The sequence below is a fragment of the Branchiibius cervicis genome (assembly GCF_042661605.1).
GTDB lineage: Bacteria > Actinomycetota > Actinomycetes > Actinomycetales > Dermatophilaceae > Branchiibius > Branchiibius cervicis.
Genome location: NZ_JBHSWJ010000002.1, coordinates 2,374,654 through 2,390,195, shown reverse-complemented (window position 1 = coordinate 2,390,195; position 15,542 = coordinate 2,374,654). Strand labels below are relative to the sequence as shown.

Genomic DNA, 15,542 nt, shown 5'->3' with positions numbered 1-15,542 from the left:
GACCGCGGTCTCGTGGTTCAGCGCGCCGCTGAATCATCAACGAACACTTGAAAGAGGGCAAGCGCCATGGCAAACGATGATGTGCCCGTAGACGGGAAAACAAGAATTTCCGACAAGGTAGTTCCACGGGAGTTCACTGTGCAGCGATTGGTGGAGAGGCCCGTCGAGAAGATTGTCGACAAGCAGGTAGAAATTCCGCGGCGGCTGGAACGCTTGGTTGTGGATACCGTGGACAAGGTCACGGATAAGCCGGTGACGGTGAGCCGGTTGGTGGAGAAGCCGATCGTGACGGTGACCGACAAGGTCACCGATAAGCCGGTGACGGTGAGCCGGTTGGTGGAGAAGCCGATCGTGACGGTGACCGACAAGGTCACCGATAAGCCGGTGACGGTGAGCCGGTTGGTGGAGAAGCCGATCGTGACGGTGACCGACAAGGTCACGGACAAGCCGGTGACGGTGAGCCGGTTGGTGGAGAAGCCGATCGTCAACATCGTCGACAGCGTCAAGGACAAGCCGGTCCAGGTTCAGCGGATGATCGAGAAGCTCGTGGTCACCGTGGTGGATCAGGTGAAAGACCGTCCCACTGAAGTCCAACGACTCGTCGAGAAGCTGGTCGTCCAGATCAAGGACAACGTGGTCGAGAAGCCGGTGACCGTGCAGCGCCTGGTCGAGAAACCGGTGGTACAGGTCGTCGACAAGGTCGTCGAAGTCCCCGTCCAGCGCATCGTCGAGCGAGTCGTCGAGAAGCCGGTGGAGAAGATCGTCTACAAGACGGTCGAAAAGCCGGTGGAAAAGATCGTCGAGAAGATCATCGAGGTACCGGTCGAGAAGATCGTCTACAAGACGGTCGAGAAGCCGGTCGAGAGGATCGTCGAGATCACCGTGGAGAAGCCGGTGGTCAAGGTCGTCGAACGGCCCAAGGAGATCCTCGTCGAGAACGTGGTCGAGAAGGTCATCGAGAAGCCGGTTGACAAGGTCATCGAGAAGATCCTCGAGAAGCCCAACGTGGTCGAGAAGGTCGTTGAGCGTCCGGTGGACCGGGTGGTCGAGAAGATCGTCGAGAAGCCCAACGTGGTCGAGAAGGTCGTTGAGCGTCCGGTGGACCGGGTGGTCGAGAAGATCGTCGAGAAGCCCAACGTGGTCGAGAAGGTCATCGAGAAGCCCGTGGACCGGGTGGTCGAGAAGATCGTCGAGAAGCCCAACGTGGTCGAGAAGGTCATCGAGAAGCCCGTGGACCGGGTGGTCGAGAAGATCGTCGAGAAGCCCAACGTGGTCGAGAAGGTCATCGAGAAGCCTGTCGACCGGGTGGTCGAGAAGATCGTCGAGAAGCCCAACGTGGTCGAGAAGGTCGTTGAGCGTCCGGTGGACCGGGTGGTCGAGAAGATCGTCGAGAAGCCCAACGTGGTCGAGAAGGTCATCGAGAAGCCTGTCGACCGGGTGGTCGAGAAGATCGTCGAAGAACCGAAGATCGTCGAAAAGGTCGTCGAAAAGCCGGTCGAGCACGTTCTTGACAAGGTGGTCGAAAAGCCGGTCGTCGTCGAGAAGGTCGTCGAGAAGGAAGTCGAGTTCATCCAAGAGCGGATCGTCGAAAAGCCGATCGAGGTTGAAGTCGAAAAGGTCATCGAAACGATCGTCGAGAAGCCGGTTTACGTGCGGAAGGTCGTTGAGAAGGAAGTCGAGCACGTCGTCGAAGAGACGCAGTCGGTCAAGACTTCCCGGCACGAGCTGAAGGGCGATGTCGGCACGACGAGGGCGAAATTCGTCGCGGGAGCAGCGCGCGAGACCGAATTCATCGATGCGTCGACCGGGGAGCACCCCGAGGACGACGTTGTCGGGCACGTCGAGGACGGCGAGCTACGCCGTGTCGAAGACGTCCGCGTCGTTGATGAGTCCGACGCCAAAGGAGCGTCGTGGCGCCGGCGCTTCCAGAATCCCAAGAAGTGACTTCATACAAGTGAAGATGAACAATGAAAGGGTGGATTCGCCGTGAGTGAATCTCGAACAAAGGCCCCCAGTCTGCTCGTTCTGGCTGCTGCGGCGCCGATCGCGTGTGCTGCCCTCCTGGGCGTCACGGCGAGCAGTGCGACAGCGCTGACCGCAGTACCGGCCCAGTGTGCGATCAATCAGACCCTTCGTTATGGGTCGACTGGTGCGCAGGTCCGGTTGCTTCAGGCAGGAGTAGGCAGCGGTGTAGACGGGATCTTCGGTCGTAACACCGAGAATGCCGTCAAGGCGTTCCAGTCGCGGCACTCGCTGCCGGCGACCGGAGTGGTCGACAAGGCCACCGTTGCGGCCTTCGGCTGCACCGTCGCTGGGGGTACCCCGACCGCCGGGGCGACCGGTGGTGCGACCGCCGGCGCGACCGGCGGTGCGACTGCCGGGGCGACCGGTGGGGCGACCGCCGGCGCCACCGGTGCCGCGACCGGTGCCGCGACCGCGACCACTGCGCCGACCGAAACCGCTACGACCACCGAAGCACCGACGACGACCGCGACGCAGGAGGCTACGACGGCGGCGGCCGTCACGACTGCCGAGGCAACCCCGACGGTGGCTGCCCCGGCCTCGACCAGCCACCACGGTGTGTCGCCCTGGTGGTGGCTGCTGCTGCCGCTGATCCTGTTGCCGCTGCTGGGCTGGCTGCTATGGCGTCGGCGGGGCGTCGACGAGTACGAGACCCGGCAGGCAGCTCCGGTCCGCCGGACCGAGCAACCTGTTGTGCGTGAGCCGGCGAAGCCGGTCGTGCGTGAGCCGGCCAAGCCGGTCGTGCGTGAGCCGGCCAAGCCGGTCGTGCGTGAGCCGGCCGAGCCGGTGGTCCGTGACACCACGACGAAGCCGTTGGTCGGTGAGACGGCCAAGCCGGTGGTCCGTGAGCCGGCCAAGCCCGTCGTTCCGCCGACTGCTCACACCACGGTTCGCGAGACGCCCAGGCCCGTGGTCGACACCACCCGTGAGGTCAGGGGCACCACACCGGTGATCCGCGATCTGACGGGAGATGTGGAGGACGGTGACGTCGAAGTCCGCTACCTGAACAACGCGATCGGCGATCACGAACAGAGTCTCGAGGACAAGTCGGACGACGACTGATTCTCCTGCTCGCCAAGGCGCGGCGGCCCTCATCCTCTGATCGCGGAGGGTGGGGGTCGTCGTTCGTTGTCCGGAGCTACTCGGAGAGCCGGATCGGTTCGGCGGCCAGTCGGTCGCGGCGCGCCCAGATGTTGTTGCACTCCTCGCACACGTCCTGTGGGATGACGCCCGCCTTCATGAGCTGTCCGAAGGCGAAACAGCCGGCGCAGAACCCGAACACCGACTCCAGTGTGGCGAAGAGCGCCAGGACGGCCACGAGTACGGAAGCGAAGCCGGTCCAGCCGAGACCCAGTCCGGTGATGGCGGCGGCGGTCGTGAGGACGGCGCCGATGCCCTGCGCGAAGCGCTTCGGCGGGCCGGCGGTCGGGACCGGCTCACCGAGTCGAGGCGCGATCACCTTCATGGACAGCGCACCGAGCGGGCTCAGCTTCGGCCCCGTGAGCACGCGGGCCCAGAACCCGTAAGCCAGCGGGAGGAGCAGCCAGAGCCAACCGGTTGCCAGGATGACGATGCTCGTGAGCGCGACGAAGGCAGCGACCGTGCGTGCGGCCTTTTCGTTCACGGGATGCGGGAAACCGATCAGACTCACCCGCCCAGCATAACTAACCGTGCGCACTGTGATAACCGGATGTGATGTGAGAGTGAGCCGGCGGACGCGGATTTCCGGGCACCCGGCTTCCTCTGGCAGACTGGTGCGCTGTACCCGCCCGGCGTCCGCCGGTGCGCCTACCCCCGACGTACGGTTCCCCGCGCTGACCATTGCGGTCTTGCCGTGCGCCACAAGATGAGGAAGCAGGAACCACGACAGTGGCTGTCAAGATTCGTTTGAAGCGGCTCGGCAAGATCCGCAACCCCCAGTACCGCGTCGTCGTCATGGACTCCCGCGCCAAGCGCGACGGTCGGGCGATCGAGGAACTGGGCAAGTACCACCCCAAGGAGGAGCCGAGCCTCATCGAGATCAACTCCGATCGCGCCCAGTACTGGCTCGGCGTCGGCGCCCAGCCCACCGAGCAGGTTCAGACCCTGCTGAAGATCACCGGTGACTGGCAGAAGTTCAAGGGTGAGCCGGGTGCCGAGGGCACCCTGAAGACCGCCGCTGCCCGCCCGGACAAGCGGGCTCTCTACGAAGCTGCGCTCGCCGCGTCGCAGAACGCCTCCGACGGGTCCGGTGCGACCACCGCCAAGAAGAAGGCCGCTAAGGCCGACCCGAAGGCCACGAAGGCCGACGCCGCCGACGAGGTCGCAGTGCCGGTCGAGGAGCCCAAGGCCGCCGAGCGCGCCGAGGTCGAGGAAGAACTGGCGACCGACACGCCTGAGACCACCGAGGCCTGACCTTGTTGGAGGAGGCTCTGGAGCACCTGGTCAAGGGCATCGTCGACCACGACGAGGATGTCGTCGTGCGGGCCAAGAACGGCCGGCGCGGGGAACTACTCGAAGTGCGGGTACACCCCGATGACATCGGCCGCGTGATCGGCCGGTCCGGTCGCACCGCGTCGGCGTTGCGCACGGTTGTCGGCGCTCTCGCCGGCGGCAAGAACGTCCGGGTCGACATCGTCGACACCGACCGCGTGCGCTGACCGACGTGGATCGCTTCGGTCCAGTGCTGATCGCCCGGGTACGACGTGTTCGTGCCCGGGCGTCATGCTGCCCGGGGGTCGCCGATGGCTGACGACGTCCTGATCGCCCGGATCGGTAAACCGCACGGGCTGCGCGGTGAGGTGACCGTGCAGGTGCACACCGACCGCCCGGATGAGCGGTTCCAGGTAGGGGAATCGTTCGTCACGGACCCGGCGGGGGCGGGTCCCCTCGTGATCCGTACGTCTCGTGCGCACAACGGGATCCAGTTGTTGTCCTTCGACGGCCACCCGGATCGCACTGCCGCCGAGGCGTTACGTGGTGTGCGGCTGTTGGGTGAGCCCGATGAGGACGAGGACGACGCGTGGTACGCCGATGACCTGGTCGGTCTGTCCGTCCAGGACACGTCGGGCATGATCGTGGGCACCGTCGCCGACCTACACTCCCGGCCGGTGCAGGATCTGCTCGAGGTCACGCTGGTAGCCGGCGGCACGGCGTACGTGCCTTTTGTGGAGGAGATCGTCCCGGAAGTCGACACCGAGCGCGGGGTGGTCGTGATCGACCCACCGGAGGGTCTGCTCGAACTGGGTGAGCAGTGACGTGCAACTCGACGTCATCACCATCTTCCCCGACTACCTTGCGCCGCTGGACCTTTCGCTGATCGGGAAGGCCCGCCGGGACGGTCTGATCGATCTGCGGGTGCACGATCTGCGCGAGTTCACCCACGATCGGCATCGCACCGTGGATGACACCCCGTACGGCGGGGGAGCGGGCATGGTCATGAAGCCCCAGCCGTGGTCCGAGGCGCTGGATCACATCGCGGTAGGAGCGCAGTCGCGGCCGATCCTGATCGTCCCCGCGCCCAGCGGGCAGCGATTCGACCAGGCGACCGCGCGTGAACTGGCCGATGCGGCGCATCTGGTCTTCGCGTGCGGCCGCTACGAAGGTATCGACGAGCGGGTCTACGAATACGCCGATCGTGACTACGACGTGCGGATCCTGTCCCTCGGCGACTACGTACTCAACGGGGGAGAGGTCGCTGTCCTGGCCATGGTCGAGGCCATCGCGAGGTTGATTCCCGGCGTCATCGGCAACGCGGAGTCGTTGGTCGAGGAGTCGCACGAGGACGGTCTGCTGGAGTACCCCGTCTACACCAAACCCGCTCAGTGGCAGGGTCTATCGGTGCCCGAAGTGCTGCTGTCCGGCGACCACGGTCGGATTGCCGCGTGGCGGCACCAGCAACGGCTGGAACGCACTGCGGATCGGCGCCCCGACCTGCTGCCCGCGGCCGCGGCGACGCAGTCCGCGGAGTTGGAGATCCGGCTGGCGACCCCCGCCGATATGGGCGAACTTCTGACGCTGACGCATGCCTGTTGGCTGCGGGTGGGTATCAACAACAACACCCTGGACAACCCCGCTCAACACGAGACGCTCGCCGGTCTCACCCAGTCGCTCAGCCAATGGGCGACGTACCTCGCGCGCAGCCCCGAGGGCCGGCTGGTCGGTTCGGTGCGCGTGCAGCAACAAGGTGACGTCTGGTTCATCGCGCGACTGATGAGCGCTCCCGACCTGTTCGGCCGGGGCATTGGGCGGGCGCTGCTGGAGTACGCCGAGTCGCTGGCTCCAGCATCGGTCCGGGCGGTGGCACTGACCACCGCCAGCGGCAACACGCGCAATCTGCGGATGTATCGTCGAGCCGGCTATCGACCGGTGTCCCCACCACCGGATTACTCGGGCGATCTGATCTACCTGCGCAAGCCGATTTCGCGGAACTAACCTCCGGCTGGCAGAATTGACCGGTAAGTCCGGCACATCTGATCCCCGCCACAGGGGGAGTGAGCTTTCTCGTCACGGGTCAGCTCATGCGGTCAGCGGACTACTCCGACATCGATTGATCGATCGTGTGCGGCCTGTGGCGCCACAAGGAAGTAGTACGTCATGCAGAAGTTCGACGAGCTCGACGCCCAGAGCCTGCGGTCCGACATCCCGGATTTCCGCGCCGGTGACACGGTCAAGGTGCACGTGAAGGTCATCGAAGGTACCCGCTCTCGTGTGCAGGTCTTCCAGGGCGTGGTCATCCGCCGTCACGGTGGCGGCATCGGTGAGACCTTCACCGTCCGCAAGGTCAGCTTCGGCGTGGGTGTCGAGCGCACCTTCCCGCTGCACACCCCGGTCATCGACAAGATCGAGGTCGTGACCCGCGGTGATGTCCGTCGCGCCAAGCTGTACTACCTGCGCGACCTGCGCGGCAAGGCCGCCAAGATCAAGGAGAAGCGCGAGACTCCGGCCGTCAAGGCCTGAGCCACTGCCAACTCCAGCTACGGGCAGCGACGTGTCATCGAGCGCGTCGTTGCCCGTTTCGCGTCCCCGGCGCTGGTGGCCGTGGATCGTCCTGATCGGACTGCTGCTGCTGGTGGTGCTGCGCGGGCTGGTCGTCGAGACATTCTCGGTCCCGTCCGCCTCCATGAGTCCGACGCTGCACGTCGGTGATCGCATCGTCGTCTGGAAACCGGGTGCTCACGACCTGCACCGCGGAGATCTCATCGTGTTCGACGGTGACGGTGTCTTCGCCCAGAGCCCGCCGGCGCCCGGCGGCCTGGCCGGAGCGGTGCGCTCGGTGGGCACCGTCCTCGGCGTGCGGGTCGGGGAGACCGACTACGTCAAGCGCGTCATCGGGCTGCCCGGGGACCACCTGCAGGTGGGTAGCGACGGCGTGCTGATGGTCAACGGAGCGGCGGTCGATGAGAACTATCTACCCGCCGGGACGAGCTCCAGCGCTACCGCGTTCGACATCCGGGTGCCGGCGGGCCGGATCTTCGTCATGGGCGACAACCGGATCGCCAGCGATGATTCCCGTAACCACCTCGGCGACCCCGGCGGAGGCACCGTACCGGAGGACCAGGTCATCGGAACGGTCACCTGGCGGTACTGGCCCCTAGGTTCGTGGGGCACACTGCGCTAGGTGAATATCGGATGACAACGGGGAAGAGCGCCCTACCGCGCGGCGGTCGGGGTGGCGCTGGATACGTGAGGTCCTCATCGTGGTGGCCTGCTCGGTGATCCTGTCGCTGCTGATCAAGACTTTTCTGGTGCAGCCGTTCTGGATCCCGTCCGGTTCGATGGAGAACACCCTCATCCCCGGCGATCGCATCCTGGTCAGCAAACTCACCCCTCGCTTCCAGCACATCGACCGCGGAGACGTGATCGTCTTCTCCGACCCGGGCGGCTGGTTGCAGGGCGAGGCGGAGGACTCCCAGCGCAGCGGGCCGATCGGGGCGGTGCAGAACGCCCTGGAATTCGTGGGGCTCTATCCCGCCGGGGACGACCATCTGATCAAACGGGTCATCGGCCTGCCGGGTGATCACGTGGTGTGCTGCAACGCGGCGGGTCAGATCACCGTCAACGCAGTGCCGTTGAAGGAGACCGAGATCTATCCCGGTGATGCGCCCAGCAGCAAGAGATTCAACATCACGGTGCCCGCGGACTCGGTGTGGGTGATGGGCGATCACCGCGGTGACTCAGCTGACTCCCGGTTCCACGACGACGGCACCGGTGCTACCGGGTCGGTGCCGATCTCCGATGTCACCGGCCGCGCCATCGTCGTCATCTGGCCGTTCGATCGCATCGGACGCCTGTCGGATTACGCTGACATCTACGACGTCGCATCGAAAGGGTCTGGTCCATGACGGACGCACCACCGGACGAGCAGTTGCCGCCGGGTGCCGCACCTCCGGTTCAGACCGGTCGCAAGGAGAAGTCCAAGGGCTCCTTCCTGCGCGAGCTGGTCATCATCGTGGTCGTCGCACTCGCGCTGTCCTTCCTGGTCAAGACCTTCCTGGTGCAGCCGTTCTCGATTCCGTCCGAATCGATGGAGAACACCCTCGACGTCGGCGACCGGATCCTGGTCAGCAAACTGACGCCGCAGCACTCACCGCTGCACCGCGGTGACGTGATCGTCTTCGAAGCGCCGCCGTCGTGGGGTGAGATCGGTCCCGAGAGCACCGGTCTCAAGGCGGTCGTGAAGAACGGCCTGGAATGGGTCGGGATCCTGCCGGCCGGCGGACACCACGTGGTCAAGCGGTTGATCGGCCTGCCCGGTGATCACGTCGTCTGCGACGCGACGTGCGCCTCCTCCGGCGGTCCGCTCACGGTCAACGGGGTTGCGATCGACGAGTCGGCCTACCTCAAGCCGGGTAATGCGCCCAGCGGCCAGAAGTTCGATATCACCGTGCCGGCGAACTCGGTGTGGGTGATGGGCGACAACCGCGGCGACTCCTGGGACTCACGCGGCCACGACAACGGGACGGGCAAGACCGGTTCGGTCCCGATGAGCGACATCACCGGCGAGGTGGTCGCCGTTGCGTGGCCGTTGAACCGCATCCAGTCGGTGAGTTCCGACCCTGAGGTGTTCGCAAAGGTTCCGTCGCCGTGACGGGTACGCCGTGACCGGCGGCAGCGCGGTGCGCACTCGGCGTACGGGAACCGCGAAGGTGCCCACGCTGCGCACCGAGCGCGCCCTGCAACGCGAGGGGTATCGGCTGCTCGCCGGGATGGACGAGGTGGGTCGTGGCGCCCTGGCCGGCCCGGTCAGTGTCGGCGTCGTCGTCATCGATGAGACCTGTCGTACGGCGCCCCAGGGCGTGCGCGACTCCAAACTGTTGACGCCGGCGGCACGGGAAGCGATGGTGCCGCGGGTGCGGCGCTGGGCGCTGGCGTACGCCGTGGGCCATGCGTCGGCGGTGGAGATCGACCGGATCGGCATCATCGCGGCCCTGCGACTCGCCGGGACACGCGCCCTCGCGGCCCTGCCGGTCCGGCCCGACCTGGTGATCCTGGACGGCAACCACGACTGGTTGACCGACCCGCAGCAGGTGGGCCTGTTCGCCGAGTTGGCGCAGCCGGCCGTGCCGCCGGTGCGCACGATGATCAAGGCCGACCTGAAGTGTTCCTCGGTCGCGGCGGCCAGTGTGCTGGCCAAGGTGGAACGTGACGGGATGCTCACGCAGTTGCACGAGCAGTACCCGCACTACCAATGGGCCGCGAACAAGGGCTACAGCGCGCCGGAGCACCTTCTGGCGCTGGACGAGCACGGCCCGTGCGAGCTGCACCGGCGGTCGTGGCGCCGGTTCGTCACCGACGACGCCATCGTGGATCTGGAGGAGTGAGCTGATGAGCGCCGAGGATCTGGAACGTTACGAGACTGAGCAGGAGCTGGCCCTTTACCGCGAATACCGCGACGTGGTGGGCCTGTTCAGCCATGTGGTCGAGACCGAGCGACGCTTCTACCTGTGCAACGACGTCGATGTACTGGTACGCGGCGAAGGCGCGGAGGTGTTCTTCGACGTACGGATGAACGACGCCTGGGTGTGGGACGTCTACCGCCCGGCCCGGTTCGTCAAGAAGGTGCGGGTGCTGACCTTCAAGGATGTGAACGTCGAGGAGTTGCCGGCTCGCGAGATGGAGATGCCCGAACCCTGATCCGCGAGGTTGGTCAGAAACCGGCACCGAAGGCCAGGAACGGTGCCCGCTCGTCGGGGACGGCGGCCAGGAGCGCGTCGCTGGGCGACAAGCCGCCGGCCATTCCCGAGTGGACCGCAGCCAGGTAGTCACTGGTGGCCGCATCGTTGACCGTGCAGGGAGCGGCGATCACGCAGCGAACGCCGGAATGAAGCCACGCTCGCGCCATCCCGATCGTTTCCTCGCCCCAGCGGGCGGTCGACCGACCGAGTTCGCAGGCCGACAGGACGACAACCGACGGCACCATCGTCAGTTCGGCGACGTCATGACCGAACCACGGCCCGTCCAGTAGTTCCAGACCGGAGAACATCGGGTTGCCCGGCGTGTGCCGGCCGTGCGCGGCGACATGCAGCAGGTCGGTGTTGCGCGTCAGTTCCCGCATGCTTGCCGTCGTGGCGTTCGCCGCATCGACGATGGTCGCACCCGGCCATTGTTTGGCGGCGTGGGTGACCTCCGTGCCTGCTCGTGGCACACCGGGCCCGGTGATGAAACCGACGCTGCGGATCGGTGCCTCGACAGCGGTGTGCCGCAGCCATTGCGTGACGCTCAGTGGCACGGTGATGGATCGATCCCGCAGGGGCCGCATCAAGCTCCAGGGGACTGCGGCCAATGCGGCCGGTGCACTGATCACGACGCGTCGGGTCCGCACCGATGACTCGATCGGTTGCCAGATCATGGCGGACAAGTGGTCCAGCCGTCGCCGGAGACCGTCGCGGACGACGGCTGCAAGGGTCGGGCGCAAGTCCGCCGACGACATGTCGAGATCGGCTTGCAGACCGGCCAGGTCGGCCCGGATGGCCGCACGCGAGGTGACCGGGATCACCCGGCATCCGTCGCGGCTGGCAACCAGGACCGACACGTCGCTGGGGTCGGACAGGAACGACACCAAGGTGGCGTCTCGCTCACCCAGGACGTCGACGGTCTCTTCGAGGCCGGCAATGTCGACGCTGATCCGGGAGGCACGCTCCCGGGCCCATTGACGACGTCGAATGCGATCGCGGACCTGCGCCACCTGGGGTGCGTCGAGGTCCTCTCCGATCGCGAGCAGACCGCGCAGGGCTTCCAGCTCGGCGTCCTCGGCGCTGTCCGGAGCGGGAGGGCGGGTCAGCGGAGTCGATGCGGCGACGAATCCGCGGGATCGCTCCGACCATTCGAAATGCAGCGCGGGATCCCCGCTGCGCATGGCAACGGCGGCGGCCTGCTCCACCATCCGGTAACCGTGCATGGCCAGCGACGAGCGCAATTCCAGGCTGTCGGTGCTGGATTGCCAGTTCCGCAGGAGCCGGATTCCGTCGCGGGCACGGTCGAGGGCCTCGGCATCCTGCCCGGTGCGAGCAGAGACCTCCACCCGCACTTCCGCCTCGGCGAGCCGGGTGACGATTGGTGCGTCATCTCGCACCGCCGGAGTGCGCCGCCACGGTTTGCCGGCCCGCACGTGATGCAGTTCCAGGGCCAGGGCGAGCGGCTCCCGCGAGGCGTCCAGGTCCTCGCCGGCCAGATCCGGCAGCGCGCGAGTTGCGGCCCGCACGGTGGTGGGATCCCACGGACGCGACAGCAACGCGACGGTCAGCGACAGTGCTTGTGCGCGCATCGCCCAGGTGAGGCTGCCCCGGCGCCGGAAGCGCGAGGCGGCCTTGCGGGCCAGGAGGACTGCTTGTTCGGGTGCGGAGTCCGCGAGGGTCCGAGCGAGGAGAAGCTCGGCATCCGCCTGGGACTGGCGCAAATGGTGGCGTCCGAACGTCTCAGCGCACCGGCGAAGCAACTCGGAGGCCTCCGCGGGCAGGCCCGCCGCGAGGAGTGCCTCGGCCCGATCGCGGCCGGCGACGGCACCCATCACCGGTGATTGACTGTCCATCGACTCCTGGACCGATCCCATCAGGTGCAGTGCTTGGACCACATCGCCGTGCAGCAGGGCGGCGGCTCCCTCGTTGTGCTGCGCTTGCGCGGCCAGGTGCTCATCGCCGTACTCGCGGGCGATCCGTGCAGCATGCTGGTAGTCGGCAGCTGCGCGCACACTGTCTGAACGCTCATAGAACACCCCGCCGCGCATGAACAGCGCGTTGATCAGCCGATCGGGCTCGTCCCGCAGGCCGGCGATGGCGGCGTCGAGGTGCGGCAGGGCGGCCGAGCCGTCACCCGCGCGCATCCAGACCAGGCCGAGTTGGCTCTGTAGGACGGCCACTGTCCGCTGGGACAGTCGTTCCGACCGGGCGAGCAGATCGTTCAGGGTTCGCACCGCAACCGCGGTGTCGGAGTGTTCGGAGTCCATGACGGCCCGCAGCCCGGCGATGAGAGCGAGCAGATCGGGATCCGACGTGCGGTCGGCAGCTCGTGCCAGATCGGTGGTCGCCGCACGATAGCGGCTCGTCCGAGCGTGCTGGACGCCACGAGCGTAGAGCTCCTGGGCGGACAGCATCGGCGTTCAGCTCCTATCGGACCCCTCCCGCGGCGACGGACGGCGGGCGGTGCTGTGTCCACCGTGGCACGATTTAGCGCGAAACGCCCGTGAGTTGTGCCACAACGCTCCAGGCTGTATCGATGTCCGGTCCGCTCCACGCCGCATCCGGTGGAGGCAGCGTGGGTTCCAGGGCCTGGGCGATCCGGCCGGCGACGTACGGCGCTGCGAACGAGGTTCCGCTCCACAATCCGAACCCGCTGTCGTCGTTGTCGGGATCGATCGACTCGCGCACCAGCCCGTAGCGGCGAAGGCGGGCTAGCGGGAGCTCACCTCCGTCCAGCGGGGGAACGGTGCTCATGATCGATGCCCCCGGTGCGTAGCAGCGCACCCACGGACCGGTGTTAGAGAACAACGCGACGGTTCCGTTCGGGTTGCGGGCGCCGACGGAAATCAGCGGAGCGGCGTCATCCGCCTGGGCGACGACGTCGGCGCCGTCCGACCACGGACCGAACGCCGCGGGGAACAACGGTCGGTCGGTGCCGTCGTTACCCGCTGAGCACACCACCGTGGTCCCGGTCCGGCGGATGCGCAGGAGCATCTCGGACATCGTCGGATCGAACCGGGCGTCTTCGGGAGTCTCGTGGTAGTAACCCAACGACAGACTGAACACATCGATGATTGGACCGTCGCCGCGCGCCTGACTGGTCTCTAGGAGCGTGGCGATCTGGTCCAGGGCTCGCACCAGGTCCGATTCGACGACGGCACCGTCCGATCCGACGATCCGCCACGAAATGATGTCCGCGGCCGGTGCGGTCTGGCGCAGGACACCGGCGATGAATGTGCCGTGGCCGGCGGCGGCGTCGATGACGCCGTCCTCGGGTCCGAACTGGTCCGGATGCCGTTCCGGATCGGTGTTCGGATCCGTATCGCCGATGGGCTGCCCCGTGGGGTCGAGCATGTGGCGTCGTACATCGACCAGCCAGGGGTGGTCTCCGCAACCGGTATCCAGGGCTGCGATGACCGGTCGCCGGTGCGTCCGCCCCTCTTCGCGACCGCGGTCGGGCGGGCTGCCGATGAACTTCACGGGTTGCCGGCCACCGCTACCGGCCAGCATGTACGAGTTGATCGGGCTGCTGTCGTCGACCCCGAGAAACGGATTGATCCCGTGCACCGGGTTGATCCCGTGGACGGGGTTGATCCCGTGGACGGGGTTGATCCCGTGGACGGGGTTGATCCCGTGGACGGGGTTGATCCCGTGGACCGGGTTGGCATCGATCCCCACGGGCGTGACCATGACGGCGTGGTCGAGGCCGACGGACCCCGAGACGGTGCGGTCGTCGAGTTGCCGTGCACGTTGGATGAGCTTCCAGGCGTCCGGGTCGCTGATCGACCGCTTGGGGTCGGCGACGATCGTCAGTCGGGTCAGTGAGATCCTGCCGTCGCGGCAGCTGAGCCGACGACGGCGGTCGGCGCGCGTGGCGTCGGTCTCTTGCGGGGCCACGAGGTAGTGCGGGTCTTCTACGAGGTCCCAGCCGAAGACGTCGGCAGCCGCGCGCAGTGCGGCCACCGCTTGCTTACCGTCGCCGTCGAGGTCTGACACCAGGACGGTCAGCGGGTTGTAGATGGTCGGCGCCGCTGTGCCCGCTGCGGCGGGGGTGCGCGCGGGGTCCAGGGTCCGCCACAGGCGGCTTGCCCGGGGCGAGGGTTCGTCGAGTTTGCCGACGGCAGGCGCCTTGAGGATGTCGTCCCCGGCGAGAATCTCAGGTGAGGCAGTGGACATGGTGGCTTCCTACAGTTTGATGATGGCCCGGCCGAGGTGGGTCAGACGTCGAAATGCGGGGTGGATGAGCGATGGCCGCCCGGACGGTCGAACCAGAGTCGAATGGCGCCGGCGGGGTGTTGGGCGACCTCGAAGCGGCCGTGGTCGTCGATCGGCACCGTGACCTCGCCGTCGGCGGACGGGATGCGCACCGTGCCCGCGGTGGGCGGATCGGTCCAGCCGTCCAATCGACGGACGCCGGGGCCCACCGAACTGATCCGGATGACCACGCTGAAATCGTCACCGGAGAACTCGACCACCGTCGGGGTGGTCGTCTGCTCGCCGCGGGTGCCGAGCAGCTCCCGGTCGGTGAATGACATGGCAAGAAGTTCGAATTCCTCTGCCATACCTTCGGATTCGATCGCAACGATGCTGCTCTCGACCAGATCGCTCGGCACAGGATCGTGGCTCGACCACATCGCGCGCAGGCGGGCGTACAGCTCTTGGTCCGTCCAGGTGCTCATGATTCTTCGTCCTCCATAGTCTCCCCCAGGTGAGCGCGAAGTTTTTGTAGACAACGGGACCGGGTTGGCCCGATGCTGCCGACCTTCATATCCAGTTCCGTGGCGATGGTGCGGTAGTCGGGTCGTTGCTCGAAGGCCACGATCCGCAGCAGCTTCTGGCATCGCTCATCGAGTCTGGCCACGGCCAACCACAGGCGCTGGTTGTCGTCCTCAGTCGCTGCCGACTCGGCCGGATCGGCGCTGTGCGTGGCCAGGTCGCTGCGGTCGAGGTCGACGTCCTGCAGGATCTCCGGGTCGGTCGAGGTCTGGGTGCGACTGCGCCGCGCGACACGCCACGCCTCCCGCCGGGCTGAGATCGTCAACCACGAAGCGATGGCCTGTGGATCCGCGATGTGATCGCGGTTGCGGACCAGCGCCAGCCAGGTGCTCTGCACCACGTCCCGGGCGTCGTCCTCGGGCAGACCGCAGGCGCGAACCACGTGCCAGAGCACCGGCGTCATCACCTGCACCAGCGGGTCGACCTTGTCCTGCCCGTCTACCCACGCGCGGAACGCGGTGGCCGCAAGATCCCACACCGGCAGCTCCGGATCGGAAGGTAGCTGCGCCATAGCATCGCTGACGTGACCGTCGTCCATGCTCCGCATTGTCCTCACGTTCGATAAGGAGGGATAGGGCGGCGGCTCTG

General features: G+C 66.7%; 17 protein-coding genes. 12 read left to right on the top strand and 5 right to left on the bottom strand.

Going from position 1 to position 15,542, the window contains the following annotated elements; genetic code table 11:
- Nucleotides 1–228 precede the first annotated feature (228 nt).
- Nucleotides 229–1,944, top strand: a complete 1,716-nt coding sequence (locus ACFQBT_RS12545) for a hypothetical protein (protein ID WP_377823119.1) — start codon at nucleotides 229–231, stop codon at nucleotides 1,942–1,944.
- A 42-nt stretch (nucleotides 1,945–1,986) separates the two neighbouring features.
- Nucleotides 1,987–3,084 carry a peptidoglycan-binding protein gene (locus tag ACFQBT_RS12540; protein WP_377823117.1) on the top strand — a complete coding sequence of 366 codons (1,098 nt, stop codon included), beginning with the start codon at nucleotides 1,987–1,989 and terminating at the stop codon, nucleotides 3,082–3,084.
- A gap of 76 nt (nucleotides 3,085–3,160) precedes the next feature.
- Here ACFQBT_RS12540 and ACFQBT_RS12535 read toward each other — a convergent pair whose 3' ends face one another.
- A complete protein-coding gene (locus tag ACFQBT_RS12535; RefSeq protein WP_377823115.1) occupies nucleotides 3,161–3,673 on the bottom strand; it encodes a DUF4395 domain-containing protein in 513 nt (170 codons plus the stop codon).
- A gap of 218 nt (nucleotides 3,674–3,891) precedes the next feature.
- Between ACFQBT_RS12535 and rpsP the strand changes: the two genes are divergently transcribed.
- From rpsP to ACFQBT_RS12485, 10 genes are all read left to right on the top strand, one after another.
- The gene (gene rpsP, locus ACFQBT_RS12530; RefSeq protein WP_377823113.1) at nucleotides 3,892–4,416 is read left to right on the top strand and encodes a 30S ribosomal protein S16; all 525 of its coding nucleotides are present in this window, start codon (nucleotides 3,892–3,894) and stop codon (nucleotides 4,414–4,416) included.
- 2 nt (nucleotides 4,417–4,418) lie between these two features.
- Nucleotides 4,419–4,661 (top strand): RNA-binding protein, encoded by a 243-nt coding sequence (locus ACFQBT_RS12525; protein ID WP_109685476.1) that lies wholly within the window; start codon nucleotides 4,419–4,421, stop codon nucleotides 4,659–4,661.
- A gap of 84 nt (nucleotides 4,662–4,745) precedes the next feature.
- Nucleotides 4,746–5,258 (top strand): ribosome maturation factor RimM, encoded by a 513-nt coding sequence (gene rimM / locus ACFQBT_RS12520; RefSeq protein WP_377823111.1) that lies wholly within the window; start codon nucleotides 4,746–4,748, stop codon nucleotides 5,256–5,258.
- Entirely contained in the window at nucleotides 5,248–6,435 is a 1,188-nt protein-coding gene (trmD, locus tag ACFQBT_RS12515) for a tRNA (guanosine(37)-N1)-methyltransferase TrmD (protein WP_377823109.1), read from the top strand. The genes rimM and trmD overlap by 11 nt, the downstream gene beginning before the upstream one ends.
- A 162-nt stretch (nucleotides 6,436–6,597) precedes the next feature.
- Nucleotides 6,598–6,960, top strand: coding sequence for a 50S ribosomal protein L19 (gene rplS, locus ACFQBT_RS12510; protein ID WP_377823107.1), 363 nt, complete (start codon nucleotides 6,598–6,600; stop codon nucleotides 6,958–6,960).
- Nucleotides 6,961–6,991: 31 nt separating this feature from the next.
- Nucleotides 6,992–7,621, top strand: coding sequence for a signal peptidase I (gene lepB, locus ACFQBT_RS12505; RefSeq protein WP_377823105.1), 630 nt, complete (start codon nucleotides 6,992–6,994; stop codon nucleotides 7,619–7,621).
- A 4-nt stretch (nucleotides 7,622–7,625) separates the two neighbouring features.
- Nucleotides 7,626–8,345, top strand: a complete 720-nt coding sequence (gene lepB, locus ACFQBT_RS12500) for a signal peptidase I (protein WP_377825475.1) — start codon at nucleotides 7,626–7,628, stop codon at nucleotides 8,343–8,345.
- Complete coding sequence (gene lepB, locus ACFQBT_RS12495) at nucleotides 8,342–9,091, top strand: signal peptidase I (protein WP_377823103.1); 750 nt, start codon at nucleotides 8,342–8,344, stop codon at nucleotides 9,089–9,091. The genes lepB (ACFQBT_RS12500) and lepB (ACFQBT_RS12495) overlap by 4 nt, the downstream gene beginning before the upstream one ends.
- A 10-nt stretch (nucleotides 9,092–9,101) precedes the next feature.
- Nucleotides 9,102–9,824: a ribonuclease HII gene (locus ACFQBT_RS12490; RefSeq protein ID WP_377823101.1), complete on the top strand. Its 723-nt coding sequence runs from the start codon at nucleotides 9,102–9,104 to the stop codon at nucleotides 9,822–9,824.
- Nucleotides 9,825–9,828: 4 nt separating this feature from the next.
- Nucleotides 9,829–10,137, top strand: a complete 309-nt coding sequence (locus tag ACFQBT_RS12485) for a DUF2469 domain-containing protein (RefSeq protein WP_109685460.1) — start codon at nucleotides 9,829–9,831, stop codon at nucleotides 10,135–10,137.
- Between the two features lie 13 nt (nucleotides 10,138–10,150).
- Here ACFQBT_RS12485 and ACFQBT_RS12480 read toward each other — a convergent pair whose 3' ends face one another.
- From ACFQBT_RS12480 to ACFQBT_RS12465, 4 genes are all read right to left on the bottom strand, one after another.
- A complete protein-coding gene (locus ACFQBT_RS12480; protein WP_377823099.1) occupies nucleotides 10,151–12,592 on the bottom strand; it encodes a CHAT domain-containing protein in 2,442 nt (813 codons plus the stop codon).
- A 73-nt stretch (nucleotides 12,593–12,665) separates the two neighbouring features.
- Entirely contained in the window at nucleotides 12,666–14,354 is a 1,689-nt protein-coding gene (locus tag ACFQBT_RS12475; protein ID WP_377823097.1) for a S8 family peptidase, read from the bottom strand.
- Nucleotides 14,355–14,395: 41 nt separating this feature from the next.
- Nucleotides 14,396–14,857, bottom strand: a complete 462-nt coding sequence (locus ACFQBT_RS12470) for a hypothetical protein (RefSeq protein ID WP_377823096.1) — start codon at nucleotides 14,855–14,857, stop codon at nucleotides 14,396–14,398.
- On the bottom strand, nucleotides 14,854–15,492 hold the full coding sequence (locus tag ACFQBT_RS12465; protein WP_377823094.1) for an RNA polymerase sigma factor: 639 nt from the start codon (nucleotides 15,490–15,492) through the stop codon (nucleotides 14,854–14,856). Before ACFQBT_RS12465 ends, ACFQBT_RS12470 begins: the two co-directional genes overlap by 4 nt.
- Nucleotides 15,493–15,542 lie beyond the last annotated feature (50 nt).

Coding starts and splice junctions, on each gene's coding strand:
- rimM (WP_377823111.1), top strand. CDS start 4,746: ATGGCTGACGACGTCCTGATCGCCCGGATCGGTAAACCGCACGGGCTG.
- rplS (WP_377823107.1), top strand. CDS start 6,598: ATGCAGAAGTTCGACGAGCTCGACGCCCAGAGCCTGCGGTCCGACATC.
- lepB (WP_377823103.1), top strand. CDS start 8,342: ATGACGGACGCACCACCGGACGAGCAGTTGCCGCCGGGTGCCGCACCT.
- ACFQBT_RS12485 (WP_109685460.1), top strand. CDS start 9,829: ATGAGCGCCGAGGATCTGGAACGTTACGAGACTGAGCAGGAGCTGGCC.
- ACFQBT_RS12480 (WP_377823099.1), bottom strand. CDS start 12,592: ATGCTGTCCGCCCAGGAGCTCTACGCTCGTGGCGTCCAGCACGCTCGG.
- ACFQBT_RS12475 (WP_377823097.1), bottom strand. CDS start 14,354: ATGTCCACTGCCTCACCTGAGATTCTCGCCGGGGACGACATCCTCAAG.
- ACFQBT_RS12470 (WP_377823096.1), bottom strand. CDS start 14,857: ATGAGCACCTGGACGGACCAAGAGCTGTACGCCCGCCTGCGCGCGATG.
- ACFQBT_RS12465 (WP_377823094.1), bottom strand. CDS start 15,492: ATGGACGACGGTCACGTCAGCGATGCTATGGCGCAGCTACCTTCCGAT.